The sequence below is a fragment of the Shewanella zhuhaiensis genome, assembly GCF_022484835.1.
Taxonomy (GTDB): Bacteria; Pseudomonadota; Gammaproteobacteria; order Enterobacterales; family Shewanellaceae; genus Shewanella; species Shewanella khirikhana.
Window position 1 is genome coordinate 404707 of the sequence record NZ_JAKUDL010000001.1, and the last position, 16101, is coordinate 420807.

Annotated in this window: 18 protein-coding genes; 8 read left to right on the forward strand and 10 right to left on the reverse strand. The window is 55.3% G+C overall.

Going from position 1 to position 16101, the window contains the following annotated elements:
• Positions 1-2 precede the first annotated feature (2 nt).
• Entirely contained in the window at positions 3-269 is a 267-nt protein-coding gene (locus MJ923_RS01690; protein ID WP_240589636.1) for a hypothetical protein, read from the reverse strand.
• Positions 270-321: 52 nt separating this feature from the next.
• Here MJ923_RS01690 and chrA point away from each other — a divergent pair, with 52 nt between their 5' ends.
• Positions 322-1467 (forward strand): chromate efflux transporter, encoded by a 1146-nt coding sequence (chrA, locus tag MJ923_RS01695; RefSeq protein WP_240589637.1) that lies wholly within the window; start codon positions 322-324, stop codon positions 1465-1467.
• Positions 1468-1576: 109 nt separating this feature from the next.
• On the opposite strand, the gene lpoB is transcribed toward chrA, so the two are convergent.
• From lpoB to MJ923_RS01720, 5 genes are read right to left on the reverse strand one after another with little or no spacing between them, the layout of a single operon-like run.
• Entirely contained in the window at positions 1577-2170 is a 594-nt protein-coding gene (lpoB, locus tag MJ923_RS01700; RefSeq protein WP_164551116.1) for a penicillin-binding protein activator LpoB, read from the reverse strand.
• 2 nt (positions 2171-2172) lie between these two features.
• Entirely contained in the window at positions 2173-3561 is a 1389-nt protein-coding gene (locus MJ923_RS01705) for a COG3014 family protein (protein WP_240589638.1), read from the reverse strand.
• On the reverse strand, positions 3558-4058 hold the full coding sequence (gene def, locus MJ923_RS01710; protein ID WP_240589639.1) for a peptide deformylase: 501 nt from the start codon (positions 4056-4058) through the stop codon (positions 3558-3560). The genes MJ923_RS01705 and def overlap by 4 nt, the downstream gene beginning before the upstream one ends.
• A gap of 17 nt (positions 4059-4075) precedes the next feature.
• Positions 4076-4300 carry a SlyX family protein gene (locus tag MJ923_RS01715; RefSeq protein WP_240589640.1) on the reverse strand — a complete coding sequence of 75 codons (225 nt, stop codon included), beginning with the start codon at positions 4298-4300 and terminating at the stop codon, positions 4076-4078.
• Between the two features lie 2 nt (positions 4301-4302).
• Positions 4303-5277, reverse strand: coding sequence for a WD40 repeat domain-containing protein (locus MJ923_RS01720; protein WP_240589641.1), 975 nt, complete (start codon positions 5275-5277; stop codon positions 4303-4305).
• A gap of 145 nt (positions 5278-5422) precedes the next feature.
• Between MJ923_RS01720 and fkpA the strand changes: the two genes are divergently transcribed.
• Complete coding sequence (gene fkpA, locus MJ923_RS01725; protein WP_240589642.1) at positions 5423-6199, forward strand: FKBP-type peptidyl-prolyl cis-trans isomerase; 777 nt, start codon at positions 5423-5425, stop codon at positions 6197-6199.
• 84 nt (positions 6200-6283) lie between these two features.
• Here the strand turns inward: fkpA and MJ923_RS01730 are convergent, their stop codons facing one another.
• The gene (locus tag MJ923_RS01730; RefSeq protein ID WP_240589643.1) at positions 6284-7249 is read right to left on the reverse strand and encodes a zinc transporter ZntB; all 966 of its coding nucleotides are present in this window, start codon (positions 7247-7249) and stop codon (positions 6284-6286) included.
• Positions 7250-7390: 141 nt separating this feature from the next.
• Here MJ923_RS01730 and MJ923_RS01735 point away from each other — a divergent pair, with 141 nt between their 5' ends.
• Positions 7391-7765, forward strand: coding sequence for a YacL family protein (locus MJ923_RS01735; RefSeq protein WP_240589644.1), 375 nt, complete (start codon positions 7391-7393; stop codon positions 7763-7765).
• A 100-nt stretch (positions 7766-7865) separates the two neighbouring features.
• Here MJ923_RS01735 and MJ923_RS01740 read toward each other — a convergent pair whose 3' ends face one another.
• Both MJ923_RS01740 and narQ read right to left on the reverse strand, forming a co-directional pair.
• Positions 7866-8495 (reverse strand): response regulator, encoded by a 630-nt coding sequence (locus MJ923_RS01740; RefSeq protein ID WP_240589645.1) that lies wholly within the window; start codon positions 8493-8495, stop codon positions 7866-7868.
• Entirely contained in the window at positions 8488-10200 is a 1713-nt protein-coding gene (gene narQ / locus MJ923_RS01745; protein WP_240589646.1) for a nitrate/nitrite two-component system sensor histidine kinase NarQ, read from the reverse strand. The genes MJ923_RS01740 and narQ overlap by 8 nt, the downstream gene beginning before the upstream one ends.
• A 245-nt stretch (positions 10201-10445) precedes the next feature.
• Here narQ and nrfA point away from each other — a divergent pair, with 245 nt between their 5' ends.
• Positions 10446-11849: an ammonia-forming nitrite reductase cytochrome c552 subunit gene (gene nrfA / locus MJ923_RS01750; RefSeq protein WP_240589647.1), complete on the forward strand. Its 1404-nt coding sequence runs from the start codon at positions 10446-10448 to the stop codon at positions 11847-11849.
• Between the two features lie 93 nt (positions 11850-11942).
• On the opposite strand, the gene MJ923_RS01755 is transcribed toward nrfA, so the two are convergent.
• A complete protein-coding gene (locus tag MJ923_RS01755; protein ID WP_240589648.1) occupies positions 11943-12482 on the reverse strand; it encodes a hydrolase in 540 nt (179 codons plus the stop codon).
• 238 nt (positions 12483-12720) lie between these two features.
• On the opposite strand from MJ923_RS01755, the gene MJ923_RS01760 reads away from it, so the two are divergent.
• From MJ923_RS01760 to MJ923_RS01775, 4 genes are all read left to right on the forward strand, one after another.
• Positions 12721-13059, forward strand: a complete 339-nt coding sequence (locus tag MJ923_RS01760; protein ID WP_126165812.1) for a P-II family nitrogen regulator — start codon at positions 12721-12723, stop codon at positions 13057-13059.
• A gap of 12 nt (positions 13060-13071) precedes the next feature.
• Positions 13072-14322, forward strand: a complete 1251-nt coding sequence (locus tag MJ923_RS01765; RefSeq protein WP_240589649.1) for an ammonium transporter — start codon at positions 13072-13074, stop codon at positions 14320-14322.
• A 126-nt stretch (positions 14323-14448) separates the two neighbouring features.
• The gene (locus tag MJ923_RS01770; protein ID WP_240589650.1) at positions 14449-14814 is read left to right on the forward strand and encodes a hypothetical protein; all 366 of its coding nucleotides are present in this window, start codon (positions 14449-14451) and stop codon (positions 14812-14814) included.
• Positions 14815-14896: 82 nt separating this feature from the next.
• Positions 14897-16054 (forward strand): tetratricopeptide repeat protein, encoded by a 1158-nt coding sequence (locus MJ923_RS01775; protein ID WP_240589651.1) that lies wholly within the window; start codon positions 14897-14899, stop codon positions 16052-16054.
• Positions 16055-16101: the final 47 nt, after the last annotated feature.

Below are 16101 nucleotides of genomic sequence, written 5' to 3' on the forward strand. Positions count from 1 at the left end.
ATTTAAGCAAAATTAACAAAGAGCGTACAAAATGCTACAGCAATTTCCATGCTGTTCACCTTATACCTATGGGCCAGCCGGTTTGTTCCGGCTATGCCCGCTAAAAAGTGCAATGGATGTGCTTTGGGCACACTGCCGGTAGTGAGTGTCGGCAGTTGCACGGCAAGGGATCGCCTGCACTGGGTTGTCCCTGGCAACCGCATTTCATCGTCCTGTGATTCCATGTTGGAACCCACCGCTTCGGCGGTGGTCTTTTCTGTCAACTCCATGCAATAAAGATGTCATAATCTGAGGCCGAATCTTTGCGGGAGATGCGTATTCATGTGGCAGATTTTTGTGCGTTTTTTCATGCTGGGCCTCACCAGCTTTGGCGGTCCTGCCGCTCATATCGGTTATTTCAGACACACCTTTGTCAATGAACTCAATTGGGTCGATGAGCGCCGTTTTGGGGCGCTGGTAGCCCTGTCGCAGTTTTTGCCGGGGCCTGGTTCGAGCCAGCTGGGCTTTGCCATTGGTCTGACCCGCGGTGGCCTGGGCGGCGCCATTGCCGCTTTCGTTGGTTTTACTCTGCCGTCGGCGATGCTGATGTACCTGCTGGCGGTGACCAGCGCCAACCTTCTGGGGCAATCCTGGTTTGAGGGGCTGATTCACGGCCTGAAACTGCTGGCGGTCGTGGTGGTGATGGATGCCTGTCTGGGTATGTTTCGCCAGTTTTGCCAAAGCACGGTTGCCAGGCTGATTATGGCGGCCAGCACTATAGCCCTGTTGCTGTTTGGCCTCAGCTGGGTGCAGTTTGTGGTGCTGGGGCTCGCCGCGGTGGTGGGCGTTGGCTATTTGTCGCCGGCCGGTGAAGCGGGCGGTAAACTGGCTGGGATTGGCTGGGGCTGGCTGCTTGCCTTTGCCCTGCTGCTTGGCGGCGCGTTTTATGGTGTCGATGCCTTCAGTGGCGGCGGCGAGGCCTGGCTGGGGGCAGTGAACTTCCAGGCCGGTTCGCTGGTGTTTGGCGGTGGCCATGTGGTGCTGCCTTTGCTTGAAGGACACTTCAGCGAGCTGATGTCGGCCGACCGCTTCTTAACCGGGTACGCCGCGGCGCAGGCCATTCCTGGCCCTATGTTTACCCTGGCGACATTTTTGGGCGCCGATGCGGCCACGGGCGATGCGGTGTTAGGGGCATTGATTGCCACGCTGGCCATCTTCCTGCCGGGCTTTTTGTTGTTGCTGGCATTCCTGCCCGCCTGGGAAGGGCTCAGTCAGCGTCCAAGAATTGCAGGCGCTGTGGCGGGGGTGAATGCCGCCGTGGTTGGGTTGTTGCTGAGTGCTTTGTATCAGCCGATTTGGCTCTCTGCGGTCGCTGGGCCAATTGACATGGCGCTGGTGGTAGCGGGTTTTGCTGCTCTCAAAGTGCTGAGGTTGCCGATATTGGCGTTGGTGGCCGGATTTGCGCTGGTCGGTGGTCTTTGGCTGTAGCCGCTTGGCTAAAACGGATTTGGTTGTGGCAGAAGCAACGACAGTTATTTAAACCACAGCAATAAAAAACCAGCGCATTGCGCTGGTTTTTTATTTAGCTGTTAGCCAGTTACATGCCAAGGAATGACTTGGACTTGGTCTTGCGGATTTCTTTTTCATCAGACCATTCGATAAGGCCGGTTTCCAAATCCATCAGACGCATGGTCATCTTGTAGTACACATCCTTGGTGCTGCCTTCCTGCTTAACAATGCTCGACAGGTTGCCATAGAGCATGTACTGAGCGCCGATTTGACGGCCGAAGCGGATAGCGGTGGATGGGTCTACCATGCCGGAATTGTTCTGGTAATCCAGTTGCTTACGCACTGAATCTACCTTGGTCATGTCGATAAAACGGAACTTGCCTGAGCGCAGCAGCTTGTTGCTGATAGAGTCGGTGACTGACTCAGTATCAATATGCTCGGAGGTTTTGTTCTTGATTTTGTCAACAAAAATGATTGGACGCTCGTTGGCGGTAATGGCCACCACAGGCGGGAAGGTCAGCATGCTGTCGACCATCTTGGAGGTGATCGCCTGCAGATCGGTGGAACCGAAGTTCTCGTTCACCGTTTCCACTTCGGTGGCGTCGCCGTACTCAACCTTGGATTGACAGGCGCCGAGTCCCAGGGACGCTGCCAGGATGAAAATCAGTTTAAAGTGTTTCATAGTCAGTTCCATTTACGCTTGATGTTGATTGAATAAAACCGGATGTTGTTGCCTGTGTCAATCGCCCAGACCAGCGTGGTCTGGCCGGGCGCAATGTTGATATCTGTGTTGGCGCCGCCCAAGCTCAGCCGATATTGGCCTGCTTTGGCATAGCTTCTGGCAATTTGTGCCTGCCTTGGCAGCGTAAGCCAGCTGCGTCGGTCGGCCTGCTCGCTGAGCACGTTGAAAATCTGCATCGCCACTGCCGCGCCATCAAAATCATTGCGCCTTTTCTTGGAGTCACTCTCGACGCTGCGGGTCAGCTCAGATTTGGCATAAACCCTCGCGGCCTGACGCAAAAGCAGCATAGGCATGTCTTCTTTCAGGGCGTTGATGGCCAGCGCATCGATGTTGGCGATGGGCGCGGCACTGAGCGGCTTATCCAGACCGGCAATGCTGGCCGGTGGAACCGGGCCAAAGCCGCCGCCGTAGGTTGGCAGCGAGACTGTGAGCCAGTTGCCATCTATGGTAAAGGGCACTGTCAGCGCCTGCTTTTCGGGTACAAAGCCTCGCTCGACCAATACCACCAGTTGGCCTTCGTCCTGCTTTGGCAGGCGGGCATCGCCAAAACGGGCCTTGAATTCATCGTACTGTGGCATCGAAAGTTGCTTTGCCAGCCGCACCAAATCCTGCTCCAGATAGCGATTGCCGGGGAAAATCTGTGCCGCCTTGCGATAATCGATAAAGGCGTCGTTTTCTTCGCCAAGCAGCTCGTGCAACAGCCCCGTGGTGTAGTAGCTGTAAGCATTCAAAAAGGAGCTGGTAACCGAGCCGGCCTGCTGGCCAAGACGGTTCATCTCGGCATCCACAGTGCCATTGGCCATGGCTTTTACTGAGTCTTTGGATTTCTCGTAGCGTTTTTGCTCCAGCGCCTGAAGTTCGTTGGCGCGGCGCACTTCCACCAAAGCGCCATCAAAGTCGTTTTGCATCAGATAATTGAGCGCTTGATACTGGTGCACCATGATGCGCTCGAAGCCGGGGCCGCGATAGGGGATCACATTATCGTTCAGCACCAGACTACCAGCGTTGGCACCCAGATCGCTGACGCTCACCAGCGCTTTGTCGTCAAAGCGGGCGTAAGCGGCGATGGCGGTCTGGTAGTAGCTCTGGCTGGCCTTGAAGTCGCCGCCCACCTGGGCCACCCGTCCTGCTTCCTGAGCATACAGCAGGCCATCGCGGGAGCTGATTTCGGCGGCAAGTTCCGGCAGCGCAGCCAAGGGAGTGGGTCCCGACAGCGACTGTTTGACCGGTGCCATCTGCGAGGGATAGCTGATGAACAGGCTGCCCATGGCACAGCCGCCAAGGACAAAGGGTAATGTGAGGGTGAACAGTACCGAGGAAAGTCGCTTCATGCCGGGCTGCGCTCCTGCAGTTGGATGCGCTCCAGCAAGGTGATGCCGTCGAGGTGGTCCAGCTCATGCTGGAAAATCCTTGCAATAAACCCATCGAGCCTTTGCTGGTGGTGTTTACCCTGCGCATCCTGCCAGCGGGCATCGACCCAGCGGTAGCGCGCAATACTGAGGCGGGTGCCCGGTACTGAAAGGCAACCTTCTTCACCATCCTCAGTCTCCTCGCTATGACCCAGCAGCTCGGGGTTTACCATCAGCAGTGGCGCCATTTCCGGCGCATCGGGATAACGCTCGTTCGGACGTGACGCCACGATAAACAGCCGCTGGCTGACACCAATCTGCGGCGCGGCAATCCCCACGCCACTGGCCTGCTCCATGGTCAACATCAGGGTGCGCGCCAGCTCGCCAAGAGCGGCGTTGAACTCGGTCACGGGCAGCGCTTGGCGGTAGAGCACCTCGGCACCTGTGGTAACTATGGCTGCAACTTGAACTTGGGTCATCCCTGGCCTTCTTCCAATCAGTAGTGAGGTGGGGGCGTTTCTTCAGATTCTGAGGCGATATTGCTCGGCTCCATGGCCTTGAGTTTGTTGACAACCAACTCCAGGGTATAGGTCTGCCTGGCTACCATATCATTGAGGCGGATAACCTCCTGATTCAGCTCTTCTACCGTCATTTCGGTGAAAGCGAGCTTGGTTTGCAGCTCTTCAATTTCCCGTTGCAGTGCCTGTAAATCTGTTTGCATTACTACCTCTGTGACCAATATTCGACCCTGCCCGTGCTGCTGATACTGACAACAGGACTTGGCTGGGTGGTTTCGGCTACCGAGTATACAACGGCACCTTTGATTTGGGGGCGGGTTGCCAGGCTAACTTGCCAGCGACCGGCCAATTTTCCATCTTTTGTCTGCCAACGCAGCACTTCGCGAAAGGGCGTGCCGGTCAGCAGTATCTGATTGTCTTTGGTAAAGCGGGTGGCCGAGAAGGTCATGCTGCGCTGTTTTATCCGAAGATCGCTGACGGTTTTGCCGCTGCGGCTGGCAAAAATCCGTGCATTGGCTTTGGCGTCGGCGGCAAAGGCCAGTTCGCCATCGGATGAGAGTGCTACTGACAATACCCGCGCATCGAAGCTTTGTTCATGCAGTGGCTGACCCGTGGTGGCTTGCCACAGGATAGCGCGGTAATCGTTTCCACCACTCAGCGCCAGGCTGCCGTCGGCAGACAGGGCTACGCTGTTGACCTTTTCGCTGTGGCCAAGAAAACGAATAAGCTTGGTTTGTCCGGCGACCAGTGACATCACAGAGCCATCAATCAGCCCTACCAGCAGACTGCCCTGATTGGCAACGGCCACCGCTTGCCCTGGGGAAGGCAAGCTCCACCAGCCCACCTGGGCGCCGTCCTCTATCCTCCACAGGGCAACTGAATCCCGGCTTAACGAAGCGGCGAAAGCGCCGTTATCCGACAGCGCCAGCTCCATCGACTCGTTGCTGGCCTCGCCATGCTGCCAGCGATATTTGAGGGTTTGCGGGGCAAGCTGCCACAGCTCAACGCCGCCGCTCTCGCTGCTGATAAGTGCCAACGAGGCGTCTTTACTGAGCGCTGCGCCGTAAAGGGGGGAGTCGGTCAGGGTAATGACCTTGTCTGCGTCTCTGGGGGCACAGCCAAAAAGCAGGCTTGCCAGCAGGGGCAGCCACAGAAAAAAAGTGATGAACTTATTCCACATGCCTCGGTCTCACTGCTGTCTGGGTTCCCGGACGGCCCTCACTTGGCGCTGCCCATGGCATAAGCTTAGTAACTAGTATAAAGTGGGTCGGTTCGATTTATAACAAAGGTTATTGTAACCACTTGAGGATGCTAAGGAAGCTTCAATGAAATCTATTTATAAATACTCTCTGGTCGCTCTGGCTGTAGTAGGTTTAACTGCTTGTAATCAAGAAGAAAAAGCAACTGAAGTTGCTCCAGCTGTTACCCTGACCACCGAAGCGCAAAAAGAAGCTTACAGCGTGGGTGCCTCTATCGGCAGCTACATGTCAGGTCACATCAAGGAACAGGAAGATCTGGGTCTGCCAGTTGATCGCGCTCTGATCATCGAAGGCTTCGCCAATGGCCTGAACAGCAACCTCAAGCTGACCGAAGAAGAAATGCAGACAGTGCTGCAAAACCTGGACAAGAAGCTGAACGACAAGCGTATCGAACAAGCTGAAGCCATGGCTTCCAAGAACCTGGAAGAAGGCAAAAAGTATCAGGAAACCAACAAGGCCAAAGAAGGCGTGACCACCACTGAATCCGGTCTGCAATACGAAGTGCTGACTGCCGGTAACGGTGACAAGCCAGCCGCCGAAGACGTGGTTGAAGTGCACTATGTTGGCACCCTGATCGATGGCACCAAGTTCGACAGCTCTTACGATCGCGGCCAAACAGCCAAGTTCCCGCTGAACCGCGTTATCGCCGGTTGGACTGAAGGCGTGCAGCTGATGCCAGTAGGTTCAAAGTATCGCTTCGTTATCCCTGCTGAGCTGGCTTACGGTGAGCGTGACAACGGCACCATTCCTGCCAACTCTACCCTGGTATTCGAAGTTGAGCTGGTGTCTATCGAGAAAGCCCCAGCCGTTGAAGCCAAAGCTGAAGATACTCACGCTCACTGATAACTCACTGAGCTGAAATAAAAAAGACGCCTGATGGCGTCTTTTTTTGTGGCAGGTGTCCAGGATGTCGCAAGGCTCCGGCGGCTACAGCCAGCGTTTACGGTAAAACAGCCACAGCTGCCCCAGCACCAGGATCAGCAGCAGTAAACAAAAGGCACCAAAGGCCCAGGGGGTATCGGCGCCGGGGATGCCACCAATATTGACCCCCAGCAGCCCGGTTAAAAAGCCCAGCGGCAGGAACACCGCCGTTACCAGTGACAGGAAGTACAGCCGCTGGTTTAACTCTTCTGACTGGCGGCTCATCAGTTCTTCGTGGGTTACGCTGGCCCTGTCTTTCAGGGCATCGAGATCTTCAATGGCGCGGGTGAGACGATCGCGGATCTCGCGCATTTTCAGCTGTTCAGTCTTTTTAAACAGGTGGCCGGTTTCGGTTTGCAGCGCAGCAAAGGCTTCCCGCTGGGGCGCTAGATAGCGGCGCACCATCACGGTTTGGCGTCTAAGCTCAGCAATGTCGTTACGCAGATCGCGGCTGTTGCCGGTGACGATTTGCTCTTCGAGATCGTCAAGCTTCTCTTCCAGACTATTGATAAAGTCGGTTTTTCTGAGAGTTAACTTATCGCACAGCGACAAAATAAAGTCTGCCGGCGTGGCTGGGCCTGCGCGCTTGCCAATCTGCTCGGCCAGCTCTTTAACCGACTGCAAGCCACGGCGACAGGCACTGACGATACGGTGCTTATCGGCGTAGAGCCTCAGCGCCACCATGTCTTCCGGCGCCGAATCGGGGTTCATGTTCACGCCTCTCAGCGCCACCAGAATGCCGCTTTCATTGGCGATGGCGCGGGGACGGGTATCACGGGACAAGAGCGCATCGATTTCCAGCGGCGGCAGATCTGAGCCCTGCAGCCATTCGCGGGCATCTTTGGAGTGGTAGTTCAGGTGAACCCAGATATTGCCCTGCTCCGGCGTCCACTGTGCCAGTGCCTCGGCGCTTAGGGCTTCACCGGCCCGCTCGCCACTGAGCCACAGACTGTACACAAAGCCATGGGACATAGTGCATTCCTTTTCAACGGTTTTTCAGACACTAGCCTATACCGGCGGCAGGTTTCAAGCGACCTGCGTGATGGCGATGGAGGAAAGCTTGGCCGCAATGGGATAAAATTGGCTTATTGATTAATGGTTGTGGATATTCCGATGGAGTATGAATTTCGCCGCAACGGGCTGGATGGCTCGGTTTTGGCGCGTTTCAGTATGGAACATGAGGTCATGGGGCGCTGGTTTGGTGAAGAGCTCGGTGACGATCAAACGGCAATTACCGAGGTGCTGACGGCCATCGAGGCGCTGCTCAACGGCGGTGAGCGTGAATGGCGCAAAACCGGCCGCGAGTTCAGCGTTGAGCTGGATACAGAGCAGGCCAGGGTGTTTGCCAATGTGCTTGGCGTCAACCACGATGAAGAGCTGGATGACGGCATGGCACTGTACGACAGCGAGCTGGAAGCAAGCTGCGGTCTGGAAGATTTACAGACGGCGCTGACAAGCTGGCAGCAGTTTTTAAAAGACAGCCGCTGAGCCGACTGAATTGCGCTTTGCGCGCACGAGCCGCTTTACAGCAGACCCAATAAAAAAGGCAGCCTCGGCTGCCTTTATGATTTTAGATAGATCTTTTTGATCAGCGGTTTAAGTAGCGCACGGCCATTTCGGTGCGGGACTTGGCGCCAGCCTTACGCAGCAGGTTTTTCACGTGCACCTTCACCGTGCCTTCGCTGATGTGCAGCTGCTCCGAAATCAGACGGTTGCTCATGCCTTCGGCCAGATGCTCAAGAATTTGCAGCTCACGTGGCGTGAGCGCATCAATCCACTCGTTTTCGTCGGTGGCATTCTTAAGCTCAAACAGGTATTCCTCAACTGCTTCGCTGATCACCCTGTGGCCCAGCATGGCTTCTTTGAGTTTTTCCAGCAGCAGATCCGGCTCTGTGTCTTTAAGCAGATAGCCATCGGCACCGGCGCGCAGCAGGCGGATAACGTCCTGCTTGGCATCGGATACCGTGAGGATAACGATGCGTGACGTCACCCCTTCCTGGCGCAGACCGCTTAAGGTGTCGAGCCCCGACATGCCTTTCATGTTCAGATCCAGCAGCACTATGTCCGGCTCATCGGTGGCCACGGCGCTTAAAGCGTCCAGGCCGCTGCCAGCTTCACCGAACAGGGTAAAATCCTTATCAGAAGTAATAAGCTGACAAATACCACGGCGCAGCAGGGGATGGTCGTCAACGACCAGAACTGAATAGGGTTTACCCATGTTGATTAGGCTCCTGATGTGGGGGAAGCGTCAGGGTGACAGTGGTGCCCCCGGCTTCGTTGCTTGAAAAACTCAGTTGACCATCCAGTTTGCTGGCCCGTTCATGCATGATGCCAATGCCAAAGTGTTGGTCACGTTCTTTCAGGTGTTCAAGACCGATGCCATCATCGCTGATGCTGATGTTAATCATACCTTCGGCGTTTTTACAGCACTGAATCACAATTTCTCTGGCATTGGCATGCTTGATGGCATTCAGTGTGGCTTCGCGGGTTAACTGCAGAATGTGGATATGTTGATTGGCACCCAGCAGCTGCTCACGAATGCCGTAATCAATCCGCAGTTTCACATCGGTTTGGCTGCGAAGCTGCTCGAGCATGGCTTCGAGCGCATGCTTGAGATTGGGCTCCTTGATGGTCAGGCGGAAGGTCGACAGCAGCTCTCTGAGCTGAGCATAGGCGCTGTTCACCCCTTCGTTAATCTCGTTAAGTTGTTCTTCTACCTGCTGATTACGGCAGCTGTCATCCAGGCCTTTGCGCAGCAGGTTGATTTGAATTTTCAGAAACGACAAGACCTGACCGAGGGAGTCGTGCAGTTCGCGGGCAATCACGCCGCGCTCTTCCATCAGCGCCAATTGCTGACGCTGCTCGGCCGATTGGTGAATGAGAATTGAGCGAGCCAGCATGATGGCGAAGTTTTCAAATAAGGGGCGGTTGGGAGTCTTGCCGGAGACCATCTCGAGGTACCCCAGATCCGTATGTTCGAAGGTGAGCGGGAAGCGGCAGGAGGCCTCTGTATCCGCAGGCCAGCCACCGTCGGCTTCAATGGCTTCGTCGGTATCGTCTTCGTACTGGATCACCAGGCGCAGATGATCCAGATGCTCATATTCCTTGAGCTGATCCAGCGCGCCCTTGAGCGCCTTGTAATCGAGGCTCTTGCCGTGGAGCATCACCAGATTATCGTACAGGAAACTCAGCTCCTGATTGGCGCGGGTGAGGGCGTGGGTCTTTTCCTGCACCTGAGATTCGAGATCGCCATACAGGGCCGAGAGTTCTTTGGCGGTGGAGTCCAGCGCATCGGCCAGCGCCTGCAGCTCTATGTATTCGGTCTGTGGCATGTCCACATCAAAGTTGCCCTTGGAGATGGTGTTGGCCGAAATCATCAACTGATTCAATGGCTCTACCACCTTGCGCTTGGTGTAGCGCACCGCTACCAGGGCGATGGCCAGCATCAGCCCCAGGCCAATCAGCTGACTGGCCGCCAGCAGCCGCAGTTTAAAGGCGGCGTGGTGCTCGGTTTCCAGCACCAGCAGGTCGATGGTGTCGACAAAGTCCTTCAGCGATGAAGCGTACAGGCGTGAGTTTTCTTCTTCGATGAAGTACTTCATCACCTTCCATTTATCGATAACCAGCAGGTATTGGTCTTTCAGCCGTTGGGGCGTGCTCCAGTCCAGCGAACGTTTCAGGGCGGGGGAATACAGGGTGGTTTCGAACTCGCGGATTTTCTCGGCGGCTTCTTCACTGCCGGAATTGGCATAGAACATCAGCCGGTAACTTTGCATCCGCAGCGAGCCGGAGGCGTTGATGGCACGGGCATCGCCTAAGCTGTAAGACAGGTTGGCGAGAGCGAAAATCGACAGGCCGCTGGAGAGCAGGATGAGGATCATCATCAGACCGAGAATTTTGGACGTCAGGCTGCCGCGTTTCATGGCGCTCCCTGTAAATCGGTGTCGGAGTGTTTACGACTAAAGTGTATGTTCTACATTAGCTTTTTCTTTACCACATCCCTTAAGCAGCAAAAGTGTGAACAAAGACACATCCATATGTTGATCTTGTGCAAACTTTAGCTCTGATACCCCTTATGGGGTATGTAATAAGGGGGGGATCAGGTCTAACTTTGACCCTGGAGATGTCGTGGATATTCAGAAACACAATAACGCAACACGGAGATGAGATGGTGAAAAAGCTTAACGGAAAATCCTTTGCGCTCAGCGCATTGGTCGCCGCCAGCTTTGTAGCTGCCGGCGCGATGGCCAGTGAAAAAACCGAGCCACGCAGTGAAGTATACAAAGACAAATTCAGTAAGCAATACAACAGCTGGCATGCCACTGCCGAAAGCGAAGCTCTGACCGATGCCCTTGGTCAGGATCCTGCGCTGGTTATTCTGTGGGCCGGTTATGGTTTTGCCAAAGATTACAATGCACCGCGCGGTCACATGTATGCCCTGAGCGACGTACGTAACACCCTGCGTACCGGCGGCCCGACTTCTGCAGAAGACGGCCCAATGCCAATGGCGTGCTGGAGCTGTAAGAGCCCTGACGTACCCCGCCTGATCGAAGAGCAGGGCGAGGACGGCTACTTTAAAGGCAAGTGGGCCAAGGGCGGCGCCGAAGTGGCCAATACCATTGGTTGCAGCGACTGCCACGAGAAAGGCTCACCTAAACTGCGTCTGTCCCGCCCATTCGCTGAGCGCGCGATGGAAGCCATTGGTACTCCATTTGACAAAGCCTCCAAGCAGGACAAAGAGTCCATGGTGTGCGCCCAGTGTCACGTTGAGTACTACTTCGAGAAAGTTGACGGCCGTAAGGGCTTCGTGAAGTTCCCATGGGACGGTGGCACCACTGTTGAAAACATGGAAGCTTACTACGATGCTATCCAGTTTGTTGATTGGACCCACGCCGTATCCAAGACCCCAATGCTGAAAGCGCAGCACCCTGGTTATGAAACCTGGAAGCTGGGTACTCACGGTCAGAACAATGTGTCTTGTGTTGACTGTCACATGCCAAAAGTGACCAACGAGCAGGGCAAGAAGTTCACCGATCACAAAGTGGGTAACCCATTCGATCGCTTCGAAGAAACCTGTGGTACCTGTCACAGCCAGGACAAAGAGCACATGCTGACTGTCTACAAAGACAACAAGTCAAAAGTGATGGAGCTCAAAGGCAAGGCTGAAACTCAGCTGGTAGCCGCTCACTTCGAAGCCGGTGCCGCCTGGAAAGCCGGTGCGACCGAAGAAGAAATGAAGCCAATCCTGACCAACATTCGTCACGCTCAGTGGCGCTGGGACTACGCGATTGCTTCTCACGGTGTGTCTGCTCACGCCCCTGCCGAAGCCCTGCGTGTTCTGGGTACTGCGGTAGACAAGGCGGCCAATGCCCGCGTACAGCTGGCGCAGCTGCTGGCCACCAAGGGTGTGAAACAGCCTATCGAACTGCCTGATATCTCTACCAAGGCCAAAGCTCAGGCTGCCCTGGGTATGGACATGGACAAGATGAAGGCTGAGAAAGAGAAGTTCAAGAAAGAACTGCTGCCCAAGTGGGAAGAAGAAGCCAAGGCTCGCGAAGCGACCTATAAGTAAGCAGCAAACCCCAAGCCTGCATACTCAAAGCCCCCGCATCGCGGGGGCTTTTCTTTGGCTGCGCTGCTACATCGGGCGTGTGGCGTGCAGGCTTTATTTGATGAGTTTCAGCAGCGCTCTGAAGCTGTCGCCCACCGCGTGGTGTTGCAGCTCAAACAGTAGCGATTCCACATTGGTGAGTCGGGCGCCGGCCTCGCGCATCATCTCCAGTCCCAACGCCTTGTTTTCGCTGGTGCGAGATCCCATGGCATCGGCCACCAGATGCACCCCAAAACCATTGTCCAACAGGTCGCGACAGGTCTGATACACGCAGATATGGGTTTCTATGCCGCACAGCAGTACCTGCTTACGGCCGCTGGCCTGCAGTGCTTCGCGAAAGGCATCGCAGGGCCAGGCGCTGAAGTGTTCCTTGGCGATGGGGCTTAGGCCTTCGAGCACCAGTTGCAGCTCTTCTGAGGTGGAGCCGAGCTTTTCGGGCAGTTGCTCCAGCCACAGTATGGGCATATCGAAAATACGCGCGCCGCTTATCAGGGTGATCAGTTGTTGGTGCAGCGCTTCAGAGTTTTGCATCAGGCGGGCGAGTTTTCCCTGAACATCTACCACAACCAGGGCCGTTTCGTTTGGGGTCAGCATGGGTTATCTCCTTTTTTGCTCCAGTAAACTCCTTTTCCCCGTCGATGCCAATAAGCCATAAGTCATATGCACCAGCTTGGTGCATAGGCTGCATAGCTGCACTTCATTTGTGCGTTTTTATGCACCAATGTTGGGGTGCGTAAAAGGTATTTTCAATAAAAACAGCAAGATGAAATCTTGGCCTGATGCTTGTAAATCCTAAGCCAGAACAGACTGACAACAATAACTGGAGGCCGGGATGAAACTGGTGAGTGCAATCATCAAACCTTTCAAACTCGACGATGTGCGTGAAGCCATTGCGGGCATGGGAATAGAGGGAATGACGGTAACAGAGGTCAAAGGATTTGGCCGTCAAAAGGGGCATACCGAGTTGTATCGGGGCGCCGAATATCAGGTGGATTTTCTGCCCAAGATCAAACTGGATATCGCCACCAAGGCGGAAAACGTTGATCTGTTGGTGGAAGCCATCGTAAAGGCTGCTCACACCGGCAAGATTGGCGACGGCAAGATTTTTGTTATCGATCTCGAGCAGGCGGTGCGTATTCGTACCGGCGAAACCGACGACGAAGCACTGTAAGGGGGAGGGGAAATGGAAGAGTTAAGCAAACTGGGCCTGACCGTGGCCGAACTGAGATTTGCACTGGATACCTTTTACTTTTTAATATCCGGCGCGTTGGTAATGTGGATGGCAGCGGGTTTCGCCATGTTGGAGGCAGGCCTGGTGCGCTCCAAAAACACCACTGAAATCCTGACCAAAAACGTGTGCCTGTACTCCATTGCCTGTATCACCTACCTGATTGTGGGCTACAACATCATGTACGTGGACAACCCGGAAGGCGGCTGGTTGCCAAGCTTTGGTGCCCTGATTGGCAGCCAGGCGGCAGATGCCGACCATTCGCTGGAATCTGACTTCTTCTTCCAGGTGGTGTTTGTGGCCACTTCCATGTCCATCGTCTCCGGCGCTGTGGCTGAACGCATGAAGCTGTGGGCTTTCTTGGCTTTCTCTGTGGTGATGACCGCAGTTATCTACCCTGTTGAAGGTTTCTGGACCTGGGGCGGCGGCTTTGTCAGCGCAGCAGGTTTTGTGGATTTTGCCGGCAGCGGCATTGTGCATATGGCCGGTGCTGCAGCGGCGCTGTCCGGGGTGATTCTGCTGGGTGCCCGTAAAGGCAAATATGGCCCCAAAGGTCAGGTAAATCCTATCCCTGGCTCCAACCTGCCTATGGCCACACTGGGGATGTTTATCCTGTGGATGGGCTGGTTTGGCTTCAACGGCGGCTCGCAGCTGATGGTATCTGATGCGGCCAACGCTACTTCGGTAGGCAAGATTTTCGTGAACACCAACTCGGCAGCGGCTTTTGGTGCCATCTCGGCGCTGGTGGTGTGCAAAATGATTTGGGGCAAGGCAGATTTGACCATGATCTTAAACGGCGCCCTGGCCGGTCTGGTGGCCATTACTGCCGATCCTTTGTCACCCTCACTGGGGCTGGCGGCTGTGATTGGTCTGGTGGCCGGTGGTCTGGTGGTGTTTTCCATCGTCGGCTTTGACCGTGTGCGTATCGATGACCCTGTGGGCGCCATTTCGGTGCACGGCGTAGCCGGTATCTTCGGGTTGCTGCTTGTGCCGCTGTCAAACGCCGATGCCACTCTTACCGGCCAGCTGTTCGGCATTGTCTCTATCTTTGCCTGGGTGTTCGGCGCTTCCTTTGTGGTGTGGCTGGTGCTCAAAAAGACCATGGGGATCCGCGTCAGCGAAGAGGAAGAGTACAATGGCATGGATGCGTCCGACTGTGGTATCGATGCCTATCCCGAGTTTGTGACGGTGAAGACCGCGGGCTAAGCGCGAACAGCAATAACAGCAGGCCACCCAATTGGCCTGCTGTCTTGCGTTAAGGCGGGGAATAAGGCTTGCCGCTGCCGTCTGGCAGCGGGATACTGGCTCAAAGCGCACACACAGGAGCCCCCCATGAAACGGCTTACGCGAATCATGCCAGTAATGTTTGCCCTGGGTTTGACCCTGCCAGCCCTGGCCGGGCAGGTGGTGGTGCGAAACACTGATGAGCCCTTTGATGCCTTTGCGGTACGGGATGAACTGGCCCGTCAGCACGAGTGGCAGGAGGCGCTGCGCGCCGAGCAGCAATTGCAAATTCTTGAGCGCCTGCCAGTGGGGTGCCTGCTACGACCCACTCCATATCGACATTTTCGCTGCGATGGCCTGTTTTACCGCCCCTACCCCTGGCGCGGCAAGGAGCTGTATATCTCGGTGCCCAATCCACAGCAGGGCGACCATCCTCAGCAAAAGAACACCAAGCCTGCGCGGGAGCAGCGTTAATCTTTTGTTACTTATTGACTGGGTCTTTGGCGACTTTTTGGCGTACTCTCAGATTAAGGAAAGTTGAAACCGGGAGGCCGCCATGTCTGCCAGAATGCTGCTTTGTCTGTTACTGCCTCTGATGGTGGCTTGCGCCTCCACCGAAAAATCACCTCCCAAAGCTAATCCCAACACCTTATTTCATGACGATATTTTCAGCGATGTCAGTGGCTTGCCAACGCCTGAACAGGTATTTGCCTTACCCCCGGGCGTTGCTCAAAACCTGAAGCGGGAGTTTGAACGGCAACGGATGGCGCCCGGCGATAATGAACTGGCCCATACCTGGCTGTCCGAGCAGCTCAATGCCAGCAAAGGTGGTTTCCGCTATCAGGACAATGACACCCGCGTTGCCGCCGACACCTATTACGATCGAGCCGGCAACTGCATGTCGCTGGTGGTGCTGGCCGCGGCCATGGCCGATGCGCTTGGGGTGCAGGTTGATTTTCAGGACGTACTGGTGCAGCCGGTGTGGGACAGACAGGGCGACTTTTACCTGGTCAATGGCCATGTGAATCTGCGCTTACTGGCACCGAACCAGGCCAATGTAGTGCATTTCAAAGGCCCCATTCTGGTGGATTTCCTGCCCGAGCGTGCGGTGCGCGGCTACGAACGGGTGCGTATCGACCGGCAGATGCTGCTGGCCATGTTTTACAACAACCTTGCTGCCGAGGCGCTGGTAAAAGGCGAACATGACCGCGCCTATGGCCTTATCCGTATGTCGCTGACCCAGAGCACGGCATTTGTGCCTGCGCTGAATACCCTGGCAATCCTGTATCGTTACCATAAGCGGGAAGACCTGGCTGAGGCGGTCTACCGCGAGGCGCTGCGGCTTGAGCCCGACAATATGACCACCCTGTATAATCTGGCGCTGATTTTGTCGGCCCAGGACCGACTGGACGAGTGGGCCGAAGTACACAAGGTGCTGGAGCTGGCGCGTATTCGAAACCCTTATTACTACTACGATATGGCCGAGCAGGCGTTGTCGGAACATGAATACCAGCAGGCCGTGAGCTGGTATTTGCGGGCGGTGGAGAAGGCCGACTATCGGCACGAGTTTTATTTTGGCCTGTCCCAGGCATACTGGGCCTCGGGCAATGCCAAAAAGGCCAAGCAAAGCATGGAAAAAGCCATAGCGCTAAGCCGTGATGAAAACAATAAGCGTCGCTATCAGGCCAAGCTGAATGCCATGGCAAGCCATTGAAAGAAGGTTATTGAATAAGCGAGAAGCCAAAACAAAAGGCGCCGGAT